Origin of the sequence: Streptomyces sp. NBC_01275 (assembly GCF_026340655.1) — a bacterium.
Taxonomy (GTDB): domain Bacteria; phylum Actinomycetota; class Actinomycetes; order Streptomycetales; family Streptomycetaceae; genus Streptomyces.
Map to the genome: position 1 here is coordinate 10,211,778 of NZ_JAPEOZ010000001.1, position 16,060 is coordinate 10,227,837.

The following is a 16,060-nucleotide window of genomic DNA, read 5'->3' on the forward strand; positions in this document are numbered from 1 at the left end:
ACTCAGTCCTGATTCGAGCATGCAGATAACTCGGGAGGAAAAGCCGTCAGTTCACCGCCGCCGAGGCATGATCCCGGGCCAGGTGCAGTGACACCCCGACCTGGCATTTGGTGACCTTGCCCGCGGTGCCGGTGTACTGCCGGGACACACACGCCGACGCGTCCCCGTCCTTCAAGAAGCCGGAGTCATCGACGATCAACGCCTCCGGACCGATCGCCTCCTGCATCCTCCAGGCCAGCCGGGCCCGCACATGCGCCGGATCCCACGGGCTGGAGGTGATGAAGTGTGCCAGCGCCTGCCGGTTACCGTCCTCACCGAGACGGGCCGCCATCGGCTCCACCGACTTGCGCCGCCCCTCCAGCAGCAGCCCCCGCACATGCGCCTGCCCCCACCGCCGCTGATCCGCACGGAAAAACCCGTCGAACAACTCCGCCGCGAACGCCTCCAGGTCCTCCCGGACCTCGACCATCTCCTCAGGTGTCACACCACCCCAACGACGCTCGAAGAGCAGTAGACACGCATGCACAAGTGAAGATGACCAAGCCCTACTAGGGTGCCGTCGACGATCAGCACGGCGTCCTTACGGAACCTCTGACGGGGCTGAAGCGTAAGCGACAGTCCGAGGTGACCGAGGATGCGGTCAGCGGCCGATTTCGACGCCCCGAACAGCGGGGCGAGCTGTCGCAGCGTCAAGTTCGTACGCCAGTAAGCCGCTACCGGCAGGATCCGGTCCTCCAGACTCAGGCTCCACGGTCGACCCTTGCGCACCTGGTCAGTACCTTCGCCCCGCATCGCAGTGACCGGCTTGCCGAACTGCCGAGGGCTCAGCCCAGTGAACGGGGCTGTCCAGGATGGCTCCGACGCCGTGATCAGACCAGACGTGACGAGATCATGACACCAAGATCAGCCATTGCGGGACAGCCCTTGAGGGCTGTCCCGTAACTGGCGGTGTCCCGTCTCAGTGAGGTTCAGCCGATGCCGTTAAGAGTGAGCGAGTGCTGAGCGACGAAACCAGTTCGACTTAGGTCAATGCGGTACCCGATCATGCGCTCATGCCCCTGAGAGATACCCTTGCCCGAGTCGATGCAGACCTGGCCGCCGGCCGGGTTCCCGTCGCGCGCCAGCGTCTGCGCGGTCTCATCTCGTCGTTCCCGCACGACCTGACGCTCCGCCGTCGTCTGGCCGAGGTGTACCGGCTCTACGGTGATGCGGCCGAGGCTGGACGCTGGATGTACCTCGAAGAGGACCGGTACGCCGACGAGACCGCCGCCTTCGAGGCGCGGTACGGGTCTCCCGGCTGGCGGATGAGGGCCCTCGCCTGGCACGGCCCCGAGGCGAAGGCCGCCACCGCCTTCGCGGAGGGGCAGCTGGTCGCGGTGCGGACCGCCTGCGCTGAGGAGCTGGGGCACCCCGTCGACTGGGACGACCCCGCCTCCTACCGGGACGACCTGGAAGGGGACTACGAGGCGCCCTCCGAGCCGTGGACGGTCGGCGGTGTGCTGGCGGGCGTCGGCTGCTTGGTGGCGGCCCTCATGTTCCTCGCGATCTGGGTGAATGGACTCGTTGCCCTCTTCGACTGACTCAGGTCACCGGGGCCGGTGAGGAGCGCCGCTCAAGGTTCCCTACGTTCTTCTTCGGGACCGGGCGAGCCCTTCGTATGGTTGGCCCACCCAGGGGCCTCGGGTGCGGCTTTCAAGGTTCTGCCGCTCGTGGCATCCATCGATTGGCCGCCCGACGTCCCACGACGACTCGGCTGCCAATGAGGAATTGCGAATGATCGCTCCGTAGGGAATCGACAGCGAGGTCGTCCGCCGGGAGGCATCAGCACCACACTGCACGGAGGCGCCACATGGCCGCGATCTGGGCCGGCATCGACGCGGGTTAGACCCATCACCACTGCGTCGCGATCGACGAGAGCGGCCGTCGGCTGCTGTCGCGACGCGTCGCCAACGACGAACCCGACCTGCTCGACCACCTCGGGCCGATGCACGCGCTCCAACCCCGCAAGCGGTTCGCCAAGGACACCGTCTTCATCGTGGACTGCCCCGCCACCGCGTGGTCCCAACCCGGGACCACGCGGTGGCGGGGCAGTCCAAGAACCGGCTCGCTTCACGGCCGTCGTCATCTTCGCGGGTTCGTGTCGTGGGACTGGCCGCAAACGGCCAGCACGAGCAGACGGTCAGGACACCGACGGATCAACCTCCCGTTGACATCCAACCCAGTCGGGCCAGGTCAGCGTGCTATACACGACTGACTTCGCTGTCCATGATCGATGAGACGCGGGCCTGATGCTGGCCGCACCTCTTCAGGGACACCTCGCCCCAATTGCCATGAGTCGCAACTCAATCTGTCACCCCGCAGGGTCAGCGGCCGTGCCTCTGAAAGGTCTCATGAGACGGGACAGGAATGCTCACCCATTGCGGTGACGGAGGGCCCAGTTCCGGTCGCTCGGCGTCGGCTCCGTCTGCCAACGAGCCCGCAGTACGCCGTCGTTGTCGGGCATGACAGCGGTGAACAGAGGAAGGCGTTCATCCGCATAAACGGACAAGAGCGCGGCGGCGGGGGCACCGGACATCCGGGCGATCAGCTCGGGGAACGCGCCCTCGTCCGTGATGGCGCTGAAGACATGGCCGTCATCGTCCTGCCAGACGGCTTCGATGATTCCCTCGGTGGGGAGGGCTCCCAGGACGGCGTCGACGTCGCAGGACAAGGGAGGCCAGACAGCCAGGCGGGCCCGGGGTGCCAGACCGGCGCGCACCGTGTCGACGGTGTCGCGGGTGAGGTGGTGCCATCGTGAGGCGCCTTCGAGATACGTCTCCTCCAGGATTCCGGCGCTGCCGTCGCCGACTGCCCGGTGCAGGCAGGCCCAGAAGTCATCGTCGCCGGGCCGCTGGACGCCTTCCTCGTCGGCCTCGAAGGCATACGGCGAGGCGTCCAGGCGTTCCGGGAACAGCCCGAGCTCGCGGGTGCGGGCCAGCGCTTCCGCGCAGGGCCGGCTGCTGCTGATGTAGAGGTACTGGTCCCACCCCACGTGGACCGCGAACATGCTCTCCTCCTCCAGGCGGCACCAGGCGCCGTTGTCGCGCAGCATGGCCCGCACCAGCTCCAGCGCGGATGCCGAGCGACACCTCAGCCCCGTCGTGGAAGCCGGTCGGGCCGAACGGGAAGAGCCCCTCCAGCCCAAAACCGTCCACGGGAGGCTCGACGCCGAAGTGCGCGAGGCACGGAACCTGCGGTTCGCGGACGGCCAGGTGACCGATGCCGGTGTCCCCGGCGAATGCTGCGACGGCCTGAAGATACGCCGCCTCGACCTCGCCGTGGTCGCTGAAGACGTCCTCGGGGCCGGTGTAACGCCCCTGTCCGTCGCGATCGGCGGGGTCGTACTTGGAGACGCGGTAAACGTAGGTCAGCACAGCCCCAGCTTCGCCTGGCGCGGGTCCGGCGGCGAACCCGGGGCCACCGGCATCGGCAGACCGCGCAGCTGTGCCTCCTGCTCGGCCCGGTCGACCGCGGTACGTCTCGGCGCCGACGCACCGGCACCGGCACAGGCACAGGCACAGGCACAGGCAAGGATCACTCGTTCCATCGAAGTCGGGTCTTTTCGGCGCAGGGGGACACGCGCCTTCGCAGCCCAGCCCGGTGCGCGCCTTCGTTTCGGGGCAGGGACCGAACGATCTGTGGAGCTTTGCGCCCGGGGGCGAGCCAGGTCATGGACACGCAGGAAGGCTCCGGGCCGCTCTCGGCCTGGAGCCCGGATCCGTCGTGCGGTCAGCTGGTCTTGTGGCCCCATCGTGGTCCCACCTGGTCCCATTCCCTGCCCCACTCGTCGACGCGGCGCCGGTCGAGCCGCCACCGGGCGACCGCTCCGGCACCGAACACCAGGCCGGCGAGACCGGCCGCGGCCGCGGCGCCCAGGAGACCCGATTCGATCGTCGCCTCCGTGGAGCTCGGCGGCGCGGCGGTGAGACGGCCTTGGCCGTCCTGCCAGACCGTGACCCTGGATCCGGCCTTGCGGCCCGTGTCCACCAGGGTTTTGCCGGTGCGGGTCGAGCCGTCGGCCGTCGTCCAGCGCACGGTCGTCATCCGGCGATCGGAGGTTCCACCGACCGTGGCGGCCCTGGGGGAGGGGACGTCGTTCAGGAGCACGGCCCGGACGGACTGCCGCTCGGTTCGCTGGCGCGCGAACACCGCGTCCGCCGCATGAGCGGTCACCAGTCCGGCGACCGAGCCGCCCACGGCGAAGACCATCCAGACGGCCAGCACGATCCAGGCCTCGACGATGTCATCGCGTCGCCGTAGCGGGTTGCTGCGCCACCGCCACAACCGCTTCTTCGCGTACGTGTCCCTGGGCATCGGTCCGCACCTCCTCCTCGTCGTGGTGACCTTTCCGACGGTGACAGTCGAGGCCGTGCCGTGACATGGGCCGACCAGGCGCCGTCGCAGGGCCGCTCGGGACCAACTCCACCGTCGGAAAGGGCCGTTCGGCCCCAGAGTCCGCGGCCCGCCCGGAGCCCCGCCCAGGGCTTTCGGCCCCTGCCGCGGGTGAGGCGCGGTGCTCGTGCTCGTAGGACACGACCAGTTGTCCGACGCCCACACGCGAGGAGCGCATCATGGCGAGCACCGCGTTCGGCGCCGCGCTCGCTGACTTCGAGGTGCGCGCCGGTCCTGAAAGGGGCATGCGCCACGCGGACCCCGCGGGCCGGGCAGTGCTCCTCACTGTCGGGGCCCGCGTGTTCAACCTCCGGGTCGCGCTGGACCACTCCGGCTGGTCACCGGTCACCGGTCACCCGTCACCCGTCTGCGGAGCGCGGACCTCTACGAGGCGATCCGGAGCCGGCGCTTCTCCGACGAGGGCGACCGAACACGACCGTGGAGGCGGCTGGCTGTGCGCCGGACAGGCCCTTGAGCACGGGCGGCTCGTCGCGACGGCATACGGCGTGCGCGCGTCCGTGATGCATCAGGCCGTCGCATGGTCCGATCCGCGCGACGCCCTGGCGGGTGCTCCCGACGGCCGTGCACATCGTCAGCCGCTCATACGCCTCGGACTACGGCCCGGAGGGGTCGGCCGCCCCCGTCGCACACCGGGTCAGGATCTGCGGTAGGCCGCCCGGCTACCGGCGACACCGTCGAGCCGGCTCAGTCGTCGACAGCGGAGACCGACTCCGCGACCGGCGTCCCGGCCAGGTCGTCGGGCCACCGGGAGTGGATGTCGAAGGCGCCGGCCAGGCCCGTGCAGCGGAGGGTCCGCAGGAACCGGGCGCTGTCCGTGACCAGCCGCAGCCGGCCGTGCCGGGCCCGCGCCCGCCTCAGCGCCCGGCACAGCATGCCCAGGCCGGTGCAGTCCATGAAGGACACGGGACGCAGGTCCAGCACCAGATCAGGGCGCGGACCGGCGGTCAGCGTGTCCAGGCGCGCCGTGAGCGCGGGCACGGCCAGGAGGTCGATCTCGCCCTGCAGGGTCACGACGATCGCGCCACCGACCGTGTGATGCGTTGGGTACGGCGTGGACCTCGTGTGGTGAGCGGCCATGGGGAGAGCAAAGCGGTGCCGGCGGGGTGCGCGGAAGGGCCGTTCGGTCCCGGGTCGGCGGGCCCGACCGGGCCTTTCTTCCCGGTCGCGGACGGAGACGACCGTCCGGCGGGCGATGGGGGCCGGACGGCCCAAGCGGATCAGGCGATCGATGGACAAGCTGGATGTGTGGGGCAGTCTCGGCAGCCGAACGGCGGCCGAGCGACAGCCGGACAAAGGATGGTGAGGAGCGTCATGAAAGGCTTCGTCTTCCACGGCCCCGGGCAGTCCGCCTGGGAGGAGGTCCCGGACCCAGCCGTCAAGGAGCCCACCGATGCCATCGTGCGGGTCGGCGCCGTCACCATCTGCGGCACGGACCTGCATATTCTCAAGGGCGATGTACCCGAGGTGCGCCCGGGCACGGTCCTGGGCCACGAGGCCGTCGGCGAGATCGTGGAGGTCGGCAGCGACGTCCGGACCGTACGTCCGGGCGACCGCGTGCTGGTGTCCTGCATCAGCGCCTGCGGCCGCTGCCGCTACTGCCGTGAGGCCGCCTACGGCCAGTGCCGGGGCGGTGGAGGCTGGATCCTCGGCCACCTGATCGACGGGACCCAGGCCGAGTACGTCCGCGTCCCCTACGCCGACCTGTCCGTGCACGCGCTGCCCGGCGCGGTGGAGAGCAAGGACGCCGTCCTGCTGGCGGACATCTTCCCGACCTCCTACGAGGTGGGCGTCCTCAACGGGCACGTCCGCCCGGGCGACACCGTCGCCGTCGTCGGGGCCGGCCCCATCGGTCTCGCGGCGATCGCCACGGCGCGCCTGTTCGCGCCCGAGCGGATCGTCGCCGTCGACCTGGCCGCGTCCCGGCTGGAGGCCGCCAAACGGCTCGGCGCCGACGCCGTGGCCGACGCCGCTGAGGACCCCGAGCAACTGATCGCCGATCTGACCGACGGGCTCGGCGCGGACGTGGTCATCGAGGCGGTCGGCGTGCCGGAGAGTTTCGAGCTGTGCACCCGCATGGTGCGGCCCGGCGGTCACGTGGCCAACGTCGGCGTTCACGGCAGGCCCGCGACCCTCCACCTGGAAGACCTGTGGATCAAGAACATCACCATCACCACGGGCCTGGTCGACACCCGCTCCACGCCCACCCTGCTGCGCATGGCCGCCGCGGGCCGGCTGCCCACCACGCAGCTGGTCACCCACACCTTCCCGCTGGATCACATGGAGGAGGCGTACGACGTCTTCGCCCGGGCCGCCGAAACCGGCGCCCTCAAGGTGGTGCTCGGCGGGCAGTCGCACGAGGAAGTCGCCGTCCGGGCGGCCTGACGAGAGGACATGACGGGCCATGACCGAACAGACGAAGGCGAACGGGACGGAGAGCGCGCCCTCGGGCGACCTGGGCCGCCGACTCGCCGCACGCCGGTTCCGACTCGGGCTGACGCGAGAGGAGACGGCCGCTCGAGCGGGCATGGCGCCCAGCTATGTGGCGCACCTGGAGCAGCACCCCGATGCCGCGCCGAGCAGCGGTGCGCTGCTCGCGCTGGCGGCAGTTCTGCAGACGACGGTCTCGGCGCTCACCGGAGGCGACGCCGATGTGCCGCCTGGTCCCGGACGGGCCGGCCGTGCCCCCGAGTTCACCGAGCTGGGCAGGACCGAGTGTGCTGAGCTGTTGTCGACGCACGGTGTGGGCAGGCTCGCGGTGTCCACGACTCAAGGGCCGGTGATCGTCCCGGTCAACTACAGCGTCGTCGATGACACGATCGTCTTCCGGACCGCCGAGGGCGCGACGCCGTCCCTGGCGTCCGGCTGCCAGGTCGCCTTCGAGGTCGACCGCATAGACGACGCGTTCAGCCAGGGATGGAGTGTGCTGGTGCGCGGCCGCGCGCGCACGGTGACGGACCTGGACGAGAAGAGGCGACTCGCGAAGCAGGAGTACAGCGGGCCGTGGGCCGGAGGCCGGCGCGACCTGTGGGTGCGCATCGAGCCGTACGCCGTCACGGGACGCCGGATCGTGGTCTGAACAGGGACTTTCTCAGGCGGGCCAGGGACCGATGGTCCCTGGCCCGGGTTTCCTCACCGGTTGAGGATGGACCACTACAGGACCGCTTTGTCAGGTGAGAGACGAGAAAAAGCAGATGGACGCCAACGACGGATTCCGCGAACTCGACCGGCAGGAGTGCCTGCGCCGGCTGGCCAGGGCGCCTGTGGGGCGCATCGTCTACACACGGCAGGCGCTGCCCGCCGTCCTGCCGGTCAACTTCGGCCTGGACCAGGACGGCGCGGTGCTGGTGCGCGCGTCGGCCTCCTCGGGACTGGTGAGGGCGATCGGCGGGGCTGTCGTCGCCTTCGAGGTGGACGAGGTCGACGCCGCCACGAACTCCGGCTGGAGCGTCGTGGTCACGGGAGCGGCCACCCTTGTGATCGATCTCGCCGAGCATGCACGGCTGCTGCGGACCGGGCCGCGTTCCTGGGCGCCGGCGCCCAAGGAGGTCTTCGTGCGGATCGCCCCGGAGCTGGTCACCGGACGCGAACTCGTCGGCGGACGCACCCTGTACGGAGTGCACCGCCCCTCCTGAACTCCGATCTCCGCGCTCTCGCGCGCCGACGCACGCACCGCGCCGCCCTCCCCGGCACGCAATCAGCACCTCGACGTCAGGGCGGACTTCCGCACGATCCGTGCCGCCCCCGCGGACGAACTGCCGGCAGCGACCCAGGAGGTCGTCGAGGCCGTCGTCGGAGCCCACCGCGTACACGCCTGAGGGGTCAGAACGACGGGGACGGATCGTGGGCTGTGAGGCGGACTCCGGTGATCAGATCGGGACTGATGCGGACTGCGTGATCCATCCTCTGTGACACCCACGGACGCAACAAGGCCTGGTAGTGGGCCAGTTCCCGTAGATCGGTGACCAGCCGCGCATAGCCCGTGACGACCACGCTCCATCCGAGGTGGGTGTCGGGGTCGATGTCGTCGGCCTCGTAGGCGACGACGGCCCCCTCGCCCCCGGTCTGCCGGGCGTACCGGGTCAGCGTGGCGTCACCGTGGGTGCGGATGACGATGTCGCCGTCGATCAGCACGTGGTTGACCGGCCGGACGGTCGGCAGCGCGTGCCGGGTGAAGACGATCCGCCCCAGGGACACGCTGCCCAGGAGCCGCAGCGCCTCGGCGCCGTCCAGCTCGACACTCCTCCGCGGTTCCGGGGCGTGGGACGGGTGGTCGTCGTCGGCCATGGCAGGTATCCGTATCGTCGGGTCACTCACAGTTATCCGTCTCCCGCCGCCTCATGTGGGCCTGACCGGGCCATTCGAACCGTGCCGGAGTCTCTCGCGCCAGGGCCGTTCGGCCCAGGTCCGCGTCCGGTGGTCCCTGCCGTGCACGGCAGGCCGCGCGGCCACGTGAACGGAGCGACACCGCGGGGGATCGGTGCCGCTCCTGCCTCCAGTGTCTCTCGGACCGCTCCCTTCCCTCCAGGTGCCGATGGTCCCCGGCGTCAAGGCCGGACGTCCCTGGCACCCCTGGCATCCCTGGCGTCCTACCGGCGGTGCATGGTCTCCAGCGCAGCCGCCAGTACGTGGGGGTCGTGGTGGCCCTTGTAGACCTCCGGCGGGTGCTCGTCCAGCTTCAGCAGCTGCGCCACAGCCGCCCAGGCGGTGCGTACGGAGTACTCGACGGTGAAGACGACGTCGTCGGGCACCTCGGCGAACTGCCCGATGAAGGCGAGGTTGACCGACCCCTCCGGGACGACCTTGGGCCGGTCGGCGCGGCGACGGGCCAGGAACTGGCTGGTGATGTACGGCATCACGCAGGGGACGACGAGGGAGGTCTCCAGGGCCCGGGCCGCTGTCCGCTCGTCGAAGGGCAGGTGGTGCAGGACCTCCTCGAGGATCTCGCGGCCGGTGCACATCGTCATCGGCTTGGGCGTGTGGTTGCCCGCACGGCCCGGGAACAGGCCGTAGCCCCACCAGACCCCGACGTCCTCCGGCTGGTCGCGGTAGACGGGCTGGCGGTTGGCGACGACGGTGAGCAGCCAGTTGGACTCGGTGAAGGTCATCAGGCCGCCCTTGCCGGTCGGACGGCCGCTGAACTCCTTGAGCGCCTTCAGGAAGGCGGGGTCCTTCGTGGTGACCGTGAACGACTCCCAGCGGGACTCCTTGACGTGCTTGTCGAAGACGGCCGGGTCGCCGAAGTCCTCGCGTCCGCGGGCCAGCCGGTGCCACAGCAGCCAGGCGTCCGAGCGGTGCGGGGCCGGCGGGGGCGCGGAGGTGTGCGAGCCGAGGCTGGAGGCGTCCGTCATGGAGCCGTTGGTGACGAGGACCAGGTCCTCGGGCGTGACGGCGATCTTCTCGTCCTGGCCGTTCCGGCTCAGGTAGAGGGTCTCGACCGTCCCGCTCCGGATGCCCGGGGTGAACCCGAGGTCGGTGACATGGCAGCCGGTGTGCACGGTGACCCCGCGTTCGCCCAGCCAGGCCGTCAGCGGCCGCACGATGGAGTCGTACTGGTTGTAGCGGGTCCGGTGGATGCCCGACATGGAGGCGAACTCGGAGAACAGGTGGACGAAGCGCCTGAGGTAACGGCGGAACTCGATCGCGCTGTGCCAGGGCTGGAAGGCGAACGTGGTGCACCACATGAACCAGAAGTTGGTGGTGAAGAAATGCTCGCCGAAGCAGTCGGTGATCCGCTTGCCGTCCAGGCGCCCCTCGGGGGTGGCCAGACAGCGGACCAGTTCCAGCCGGTCGCGCTCGGAGAATCCCATCGAGGCGGTGTCGACGATCTTGCCGTCCCCGTCGACGAGACGGGCGATGTCGTTCCAGGCGAAGTCCTCGTGTCCGGCGAGGATCTCCTCGGTCACGGAGACGGAGGGGTCGTCGAGGGTGGGGATGCCGGACAGCAGGTCGTACGTGCAGCGGAACTCGGCCTCGAACATCCGCCCGCCGCGCATGGTGTAGCCGGCGTCCGGGGTGCCGCCGGCGTCCAGACTGCCGCCGAGGGTCCGCTGCTCCTCGAAGAGGTGGATGTCGGATCCCTCGAAGCCGCCGTCGCGGATCAGGAACGTCGCCGCGGCCAGTGCCGCGATCCCGCTGCCCACCAGATATGCCTTCGCCATCACACAACTCCTCGTTCTCGCCGGTCGATCGGACACCGTGCGTTCCACGGTGTCCTGCGCTGCGGGATCCCGTCAGGGGGCCGTTCGGTCACCTCACCGGTCCGTTCGGCCCCCACGGGCGGTCCCGTCGAAGTCGCCGGCGGGCGGCGGGCGGCGGGCGGGCCGGCGGCCCGGTCGGTGGAGCACGACCGACCGGGCCCGCCGACGCCGCGTCACGCCGTGCGGGAGTCCTCCGCCGCGCCGCTGCCGGTCGCCGCGGCGGGACCCGGCCGTCCGCCTCCACCGCGCCACGGCGGGGCCGTCGTGCGGTGTCCGTCGTCCCGGGCCTGGGCGGCCTTGTCGGCCTGGCGGCGCAGCCGGGCCCGGAGCCGGTCGACGACCTCCGTGCCGGTCGCCTCCTCGGCCACCGCGAACACCTGACGACCGCCGATGCGCAGGTCGGCGGTGGCCGACCACGGGTGGCCGGCGTGGTGGGCGGCCGCTCGTACGAGGTGCACTTCGCCGGTGACGACGGGCAGGCCCGGCCTGCCCAGGACGGCGTCGATCTTCGCTCGGGCGTACGCCAGGGTCTCCTCGTCCACGGCGCCGTCGGAGCGCAGCCGGACCGGGGGAGTCTCCTGGGTGTGGTCGGCGGTCATGTGGGGTCCTTCCTCGGGGATGTCAGGAGGTTCGGTGGGGTTCAGGCCGCGGTGTCGGGCAGCCACAGGTCGGGTCCGAAGACCTCGTAGCGGATGCGTCGCGCGGGAACCCCGGCGCCGAGCAGCTGTCCGCGTACCTCGCGCATGAAGGGCAGCGGGCCGCACAGGAACACCGTGGCGTCGTCGGGGAGTTCGGTGCCGCTCAGGTCCATCGGGCCGGTCCGGGCGTCGGGTTCCTCCGGTCCGGGGCGGTCGTACCAGAAGACGGCCCGGGCGCTCGGCAGGCGCCCGACGAGGTCGTGTGTCTCGGCGCGCAGGGCGTGGTCGCCGGGGGAGCGGTCGGCGTGCAGAAGCAGGACCGGGCGGATCGAGCGGAGGGCGGCCAGGTGGGCCAGGATGCCGGTCATGGGGGTGCAGCCGATGCCGGCCGAGACCAGCACGACAGGGGTGGTGGCATCCACCGGGTCGTCGAGGAAGACGTCGCCGAACGGCGCGGAGAGCAGCAGCCCGTCCCCCTCCCGCAGCCGGTCGTGCAGCAGGGTGGAGACCTCGCCGTCCGGCCCGTCGGCGCCGCCCGTCACCCGTTTCACGGTGATCCGCCGCAGCTCTCCGCCCGGGTTCGAGGACAGGCTGTACTGACGCAGCTGATGCGTCCCGTCGGCCATGCGTACGCGGACGCTCACATACTGGCCCGCGCGGGCCCGCGGCGCGCGTCCGCCGTCCGCCGGGCGGAGCACGAAGGACACCACGTCAGGCGTCTCGGTACGGCGTTCGACGACCGTCCAGGGCCGCCAGATCCCACCGGGCTGGACGCCCGCGTCCTGGTAGAGGAGGGCCTCCCGGCTGATCAGGGCGCCGGCCATCAGCCAGTAGACCTCGTCCCAGGCGGCCGCCACCTCCGGGGTGACCGCGTCGCCCAGGACCTCGGCGATCGCGCCGAACAGGTACTTGTGCACGACGGTGTACTGATCGTCGGTGACGCCGACGGCCGCGTGCTTGTGGGCGATCCGGGACAGCAGGCCGTCCGGCCGTGCGCCGGGATCGGCCAGCAGCGCGCCGGCGAATCCGGCGATCGACCCGGCGAGGGCGCGGCGTTGTGCGCCGCTGGCCTGGTTGCCCCGGTTGAACATCCCGTCGAGCAGCTCCGGCCGGTCGTGGAACATCGTGGCGTAGAAGCGGGTGGTGATCTCGTCGAGCGCTCCGGCCACGGCGGGCAGGGTGGCCCGTACGAGGGCGGCGGATTCTGCGGACAGCATGGAACCTCCTGGACAGGGCTGATGAAGTGGAAGGGAGCCGCGTCACGCGCGGGCGGCGGCGGTGTTCAGCACGTGCGCTCGGCACGGCCGTAGTACGCGGTCCGCATCAGCTCCCGCATGTCGTCGAGCATCGGCATCCGCGGGTTGGCGGGCGCGCACTGGTCCTCGTAGGCGTTGAGCGCCTGCTGGGGCAGGGCGTCGAGGAAGGAGCGCTCGTCGATGCCGAGGGCCTGGAACGTCGGCTCGATGCCCAGGGCGTCGCGGAGCCGCTCCACCGCGCCGGCGAGCGATTCGACGCCCTCGGCCGGGGTGGCCGCGGGCAGGCCGAGGGTGCGGGCGATGTCCTGGAAGCGTTCGGGGGCCCGGTAGTGCTCGTACTTGGGCCAGCCGGTGAGCTTCGTGGGGACGGCGCCGTTGTAGCGGATGACGTGCGGCAGCAGAACGGCGTTGGTGCGGCCGTGCGCGAGGTGGAAAGTGGCACCGAGGGTGTGGGACATGGCGTGGACGATGCCGAGGAAGGCGTTGCCGAAGGCCATGCCGGCGATGGTGCCGGCGTTGTGCATCTTCTCCCGGGCCTGGGGCCGGTCCGCACGGTCGTTGACCGCCGCCTCGATGTTGTCGAAGATCAGCCGGATCGCGTGCAGGGCGAGGCCGTCGGTGAAGTCGTTGGCGTAGACGGACACGTACGCCTCGACGGCGTGGGTGAGGGCGTCGAAGCCGCTGTCGGCGGCCAGTGCGCGGGGCAGCGCGGTGGTGAGCAGCGGGTCGACGATGGCCACGCTCGGGGTGAGGGCGTAGTCGGCGAGCGGGTACTTCTTGCCCGTGGCGGGGTCGGAGATGACGGCGAACGGGGTCACTTCGGCGCCGGTGCCGGACGTCGTGGGGATGCACACCAGGCGGGCGAGCCTGCCGAGCGTCGGGAAGCGGAAGGCGCGTTTGCGGATGTCGGAGAACTTGTGCCGCATGTCGGCGAAGTCGACGTCCTTGCCCGCGGCCTGCTGCTCGTACAGCAGCCACATCACCTTGGCCGCGTCCATGGGGGAGCCGCCGCCGAGGGCGATGACGGTGTCCGGGCGGAAGTCGCCCATGAGGCGGGCGCCGCGCCGGACCGAGTCGATGCTGGGCTCGGGCTCGACATTGTCGATGACCTGGACGGTGACCGGCTCCCGGCGCCGTCGCAGCACGCGCTCGACCCGGTCGACGAGGCCGAGGCGGGTCATCGTCGCGTCGGTGACGACGGTGACGCGGTGGACGTCCGGCATGGAGGTGAGGTACTGGATGGACTGCGGCTCGAAGTAGATCTTCGGCGGGACCTTGAACCACTGCAGGTTGTTGCGGCGCAGGGAGACCCGCTTGACGTTCAGCAGCTGGGCGGCGGACACGTTGTCGGACACCGAGGTGCTGCCCCAGGATCCGCAGCCGAGCGTCAGCGACGGCAGCAGGCTGTTGTAGATGCCGCCGATGGCGCCCTGCGAGGACGGCGCGTTGACGATGATCCGGACGGTCTTCATGCGCCTGCCGTACGACTCGGCGAGGTCGAGGTCCCCGGTGTGGATGACGGCGCTGTGGCCCTGACCGTGGAAGGCCACCATGTCTGCGGCCAGGTCGAAGCCCTGCTGTTCGGAGTCGGCGCGCAGGACGGCGAGGACCGGGCAGAGCTTCTCGCGGGTGAGGGGCTCGTCGGGGCCGACCCGGTCGGCCTCGACCAGGATGAGGGAGGTGTCGGCGGGCACGGTGAAGCCCGCCTGCTCGGCGATCCAGACCGGGCTCTGCCCGACGGCCGCCGAGTTGACCTTGGGCTCGCAGCCCGCGCCCGCGGCCCCGACCGGGAACAGGAAGGTCTCCAGCTTCGCCTTCTCCTGCGCGGTGGCCACGTGGGCGTGCAGGGTGCGGAATTCGGCGAGCACCGCGTCGTAGATCTCCTCGTCCAGGACGACGGCCTGTTCGGAGGCGCAGATCATGCCGTTGTCGAACGACTTGGACAGCACCAGATCGTTGACGGCCCGGCGTATGTCGGCGCTCCGGTGGACGTAGGCGGGGACGTTGCCGGCGCCCACGCCCAGGGCGGGCTTTCCGGCCGAGTAGGCGGCCTTGACCATGGCGTTGCCGCCGGTCGCGAGGATCAGCGAGACATCCGGGTGCCGCATCAGCGCGCCGGTGGCCTCGACGGACGGTGTCTCGATCCACTGCACACAGTGCTCCGGCGCACCCGCGGCGACCGCCGCGTCGCGCACGACGCGGGCCGCCTGCGCGCTGCAGCGCTGGGCGGAGGGATGGAAGGCGAACACGACCGGGTTGCGGGTCTTCAGCGCCATCAGGGCCTTGAAGACCGTGGTGGAGGTCGGATTGGTGACGGGCGTGATCGCGCACACCACGCCGACCGGTTCGGCCACCTCGATCAGGTCGTCGAGGTCGTCGCGGGCGATGACGCCGACGGTCTTCATCGGGCCCATGCTGTGTGTGACGTACTCGCAGGCGAACATGTTCTTGGCGGCCTTGTCCTCGAAGACGCCGCGTCCGGTCTCGTCCACCGCGCGTCGCGCCAGCTCTGTGTGCTGGTCCAGGGCGGCGACCGAGGCCTTCTTCACGATGTGGTCGACCTGGTCCTGATCGAGCGCCTCGTAGTCGGCGAGTGCCTTGAGCCCGTTCGTCGCCAGGCGGTCCACCGCTATGGCGATGTCGGACGGCGCGCCGGCGGGGTCGGTGGTCGCGCTGCGGTCGTCGTGGCGGGTCATGGGGCGAGCCTCCGTCGTCGAGAGGGCGGCGCCGCACGGGCGGCGGCGCGGGAGGGGAGCGGCGCTGCCGGCACGGGTATCGCTCCCACCGGCAGCGTCTCTCGTCAGCGGTGTTCCGCCCCAGGTTCCTTTGGTCCCTTGGCGGGGCCGACCGGCCCCGAAACGATGCGGACGGTCAGCCTGTTGACGACGCCCACCACACCGTCCACCCGATACGTCAGCCGGATCGCGAGCGGAAGGTCTCCGCCCTCCTCCACAGCTCCCGCCAGCGTGACCACGCCGTCGTGGACCGAGACGACCACGCTCTGGGCCGGCAGTCCGAGGACGCGGGTCATCACCTCGTCGTGGACCTCCCGGCGGATCTCCTCGTCCGTGCGCAGGAAGACCCGCAGCAGATCACGCCGGGTGGCGATCCCGATCAGCCGGTCCTCCTCGTCCACGACCGGAAGGCGCTCGACGCCGTGACGCTCCATCACGCGCGCGGCGTCCGCGATCCGCAGCTCCGGATGCACGGTGACCGCGGGCGTCGACATCAGCTCCCCCGCCGTGCCGGCGCGGGCGACGGCGGCTGCGCGACGGGCGGACCGACGCGGCCGGGGCATCCGGAACCGTCGTGCCCCGGCGTCCGGGGACCGGACCGCCTGGCGGCGGACGAGATCGGTCTCGGAGATCACTCCTACGACCTTGTCGTCGTCGTCCACGACCGGCAGCCCGCTGATCCGATACTGGTCCAGCAGCCGTACCACGTCCTTGAACGACGTCTCCCGGTGCGCCTCGACGACCTCACGGGTCATCACCTCACCGACGATGCCGGCCATGCC

Annotated in this window: 13 protein-coding genes and 3 pseudogenes; 5 read left to right on the plus strand and 11 right to left on the minus strand. The window is 70.8% G+C overall.

Features of this window, described 5'->3' with window-relative positions:
* Positions 1 to 49 precede the first annotated feature (49 nt).
* Positions 50 to 469 (minus strand): annotated as a pseudogene (locus tag OG562_RS44910) (transposase); the annotation flags it as partial.
* Positions 470 to 546: 77 nt separating this feature from the next.
* A pseudogene (locus OG562_RS44915) lies at positions 547 to 873 on the minus strand (transposase family protein); the annotation flags it as partial.
* 179 nt (positions 874 to 1,052) lie between these two features.
* Between OG562_RS44915 and OG562_RS44920 the strand changes: the two are divergent.
* Together OG562_RS44920 and OG562_RS44925 are read left to right on the plus strand one after the other, a co-directional pair.
* Positions 1,053 to 1,580, plus strand: a complete 528-nt coding sequence (locus tag OG562_RS44920; RefSeq protein WP_266408601.1) for a DUF6584 family protein — start codon at positions 1,053 to 1,055, stop codon at positions 1,578 to 1,580.
* Between the two features lie 383 nt (positions 1,581 to 1,963).
* A pseudogene (locus tag OG562_RS44925) lies at positions 1,964 to 2,100 on the plus strand (IS5/IS1182 family transposase); the annotation flags it as partial.
* 310 nt (positions 2,101 to 2,410) lie between these two features.
* Here the strand turns inward: OG562_RS44925 and OG562_RS44930 are convergent.
* From OG562_RS44930 to OG562_RS44940, 3 genes are all read right to left on the minus strand, one after another.
* Entirely contained in the window at positions 2,411 to 3,091 is a 681-nt protein-coding gene (locus OG562_RS44930) for a hypothetical protein (protein WP_266408603.1), read from the minus strand.
* A 677-nt stretch (positions 3,092 to 3,768) separates the two neighbouring features.
* Entirely contained in the window at positions 3,769 to 4,353 is a 585-nt protein-coding gene (locus OG562_RS44935) for a hypothetical protein (RefSeq protein ID WP_266408605.1), read from the minus strand.
* 783 nt (positions 4,354 to 5,136) lie between these two features.
* Entirely contained in the window at positions 5,137 to 5,529 is a 393-nt protein-coding gene (locus tag OG562_RS44940; protein WP_266408607.1) for an STAS domain-containing protein, read from the minus strand.
* Positions 5,530 to 5,763: 234 nt separating this feature from the next.
* Here OG562_RS44940 and OG562_RS44945 point away from each other — a divergent pair, with 234 nt between their 5' ends.
* The 3 genes from OG562_RS44945 (at position 5,764) to OG562_RS44955 (ending at position 8,084) form a co-directional block, all read left to right on the plus strand.
* Complete coding sequence (locus tag OG562_RS44945) at positions 5,764 to 6,834, plus strand: zinc-dependent alcohol dehydrogenase family protein (RefSeq protein ID WP_266408609.1); 1,071 nt, start codon at positions 5,764 to 5,766, stop codon at positions 6,832 to 6,834.
* Positions 6,835 to 6,853: 19 nt separating this feature from the next.
* The gene (locus OG562_RS44950; protein WP_266408610.1) at positions 6,854 to 7,528 is read left to right on the plus strand and encodes a pyridoxamine 5'-phosphate oxidase family protein; all 675 of its coding nucleotides are present in this window, start codon (positions 6,854 to 6,856) and stop codon (positions 7,526 to 7,528) included.
* Positions 7,529 to 7,643: 115 nt separating this feature from the next.
* On the plus strand, positions 7,644 to 8,084 hold the full coding sequence (locus OG562_RS44955) for a pyridoxamine 5'-phosphate oxidase family protein (protein ID WP_266409856.1): 441 nt from the start codon (positions 7,644 to 7,646) through the stop codon (positions 8,082 to 8,084).
* A 187-nt stretch (positions 8,085 to 8,271) separates the two neighbouring features.
* Here the strand turns inward: OG562_RS44955 and OG562_RS44960 are convergent, their stop codons facing one another.
* The 6 genes from OG562_RS44960 to OG562_RS44985 form a co-directional block, all read right to left on the minus strand.
* The gene (locus OG562_RS44960) at positions 8,272 to 8,736 is read right to left on the minus strand and encodes a pyridoxamine 5'-phosphate oxidase family protein (RefSeq protein WP_266408612.1); all 465 of its coding nucleotides are present in this window, start codon (positions 8,734 to 8,736) and stop codon (positions 8,272 to 8,274) included.
* Between the two features lie 302 nt (positions 8,737 to 9,038).
* The gene (locus OG562_RS44965; protein WP_266408614.1) at positions 9,039 to 10,646 is read right to left on the minus strand and encodes an oleate hydratase; all 1,608 of its coding nucleotides are present in this window, start codon (positions 10,644 to 10,646) and stop codon (positions 9,039 to 9,041) included.
* Positions 10,647 to 10,822: 176 nt separating this feature from the next.
* Entirely contained in the window at positions 10,823 to 11,248 is a 426-nt protein-coding gene (locus tag OG562_RS44970; RefSeq protein WP_266408616.1) for a hypothetical protein, read from the minus strand.
* Between the two features lie 41 nt (positions 11,249 to 11,289).
* Entirely contained in the window at positions 11,290 to 12,504 is a 1,215-nt protein-coding gene (locus OG562_RS44975; RefSeq protein WP_266408618.1) for a globin domain-containing protein, read from the minus strand.
* 65 nt (positions 12,505 to 12,569) lie between these two features.
* Entirely contained in the window at positions 12,570 to 15,239 is a 2,670-nt protein-coding gene (gene adhE / locus OG562_RS44980; protein WP_266408620.1) for a bifunctional acetaldehyde-CoA/alcohol dehydrogenase, read from the minus strand.
* 104 nt (positions 15,240 to 15,343) lie between these two features.
* Positions 15,344 to 16,057, minus strand: a complete 714-nt coding sequence (locus tag OG562_RS44985; protein WP_266408622.1) for a CBS domain-containing protein — start codon at positions 16,055 to 16,057, stop codon at positions 15,344 to 15,346.
* Positions 16,058 to 16,060: the final 3 nt, after the last annotated feature.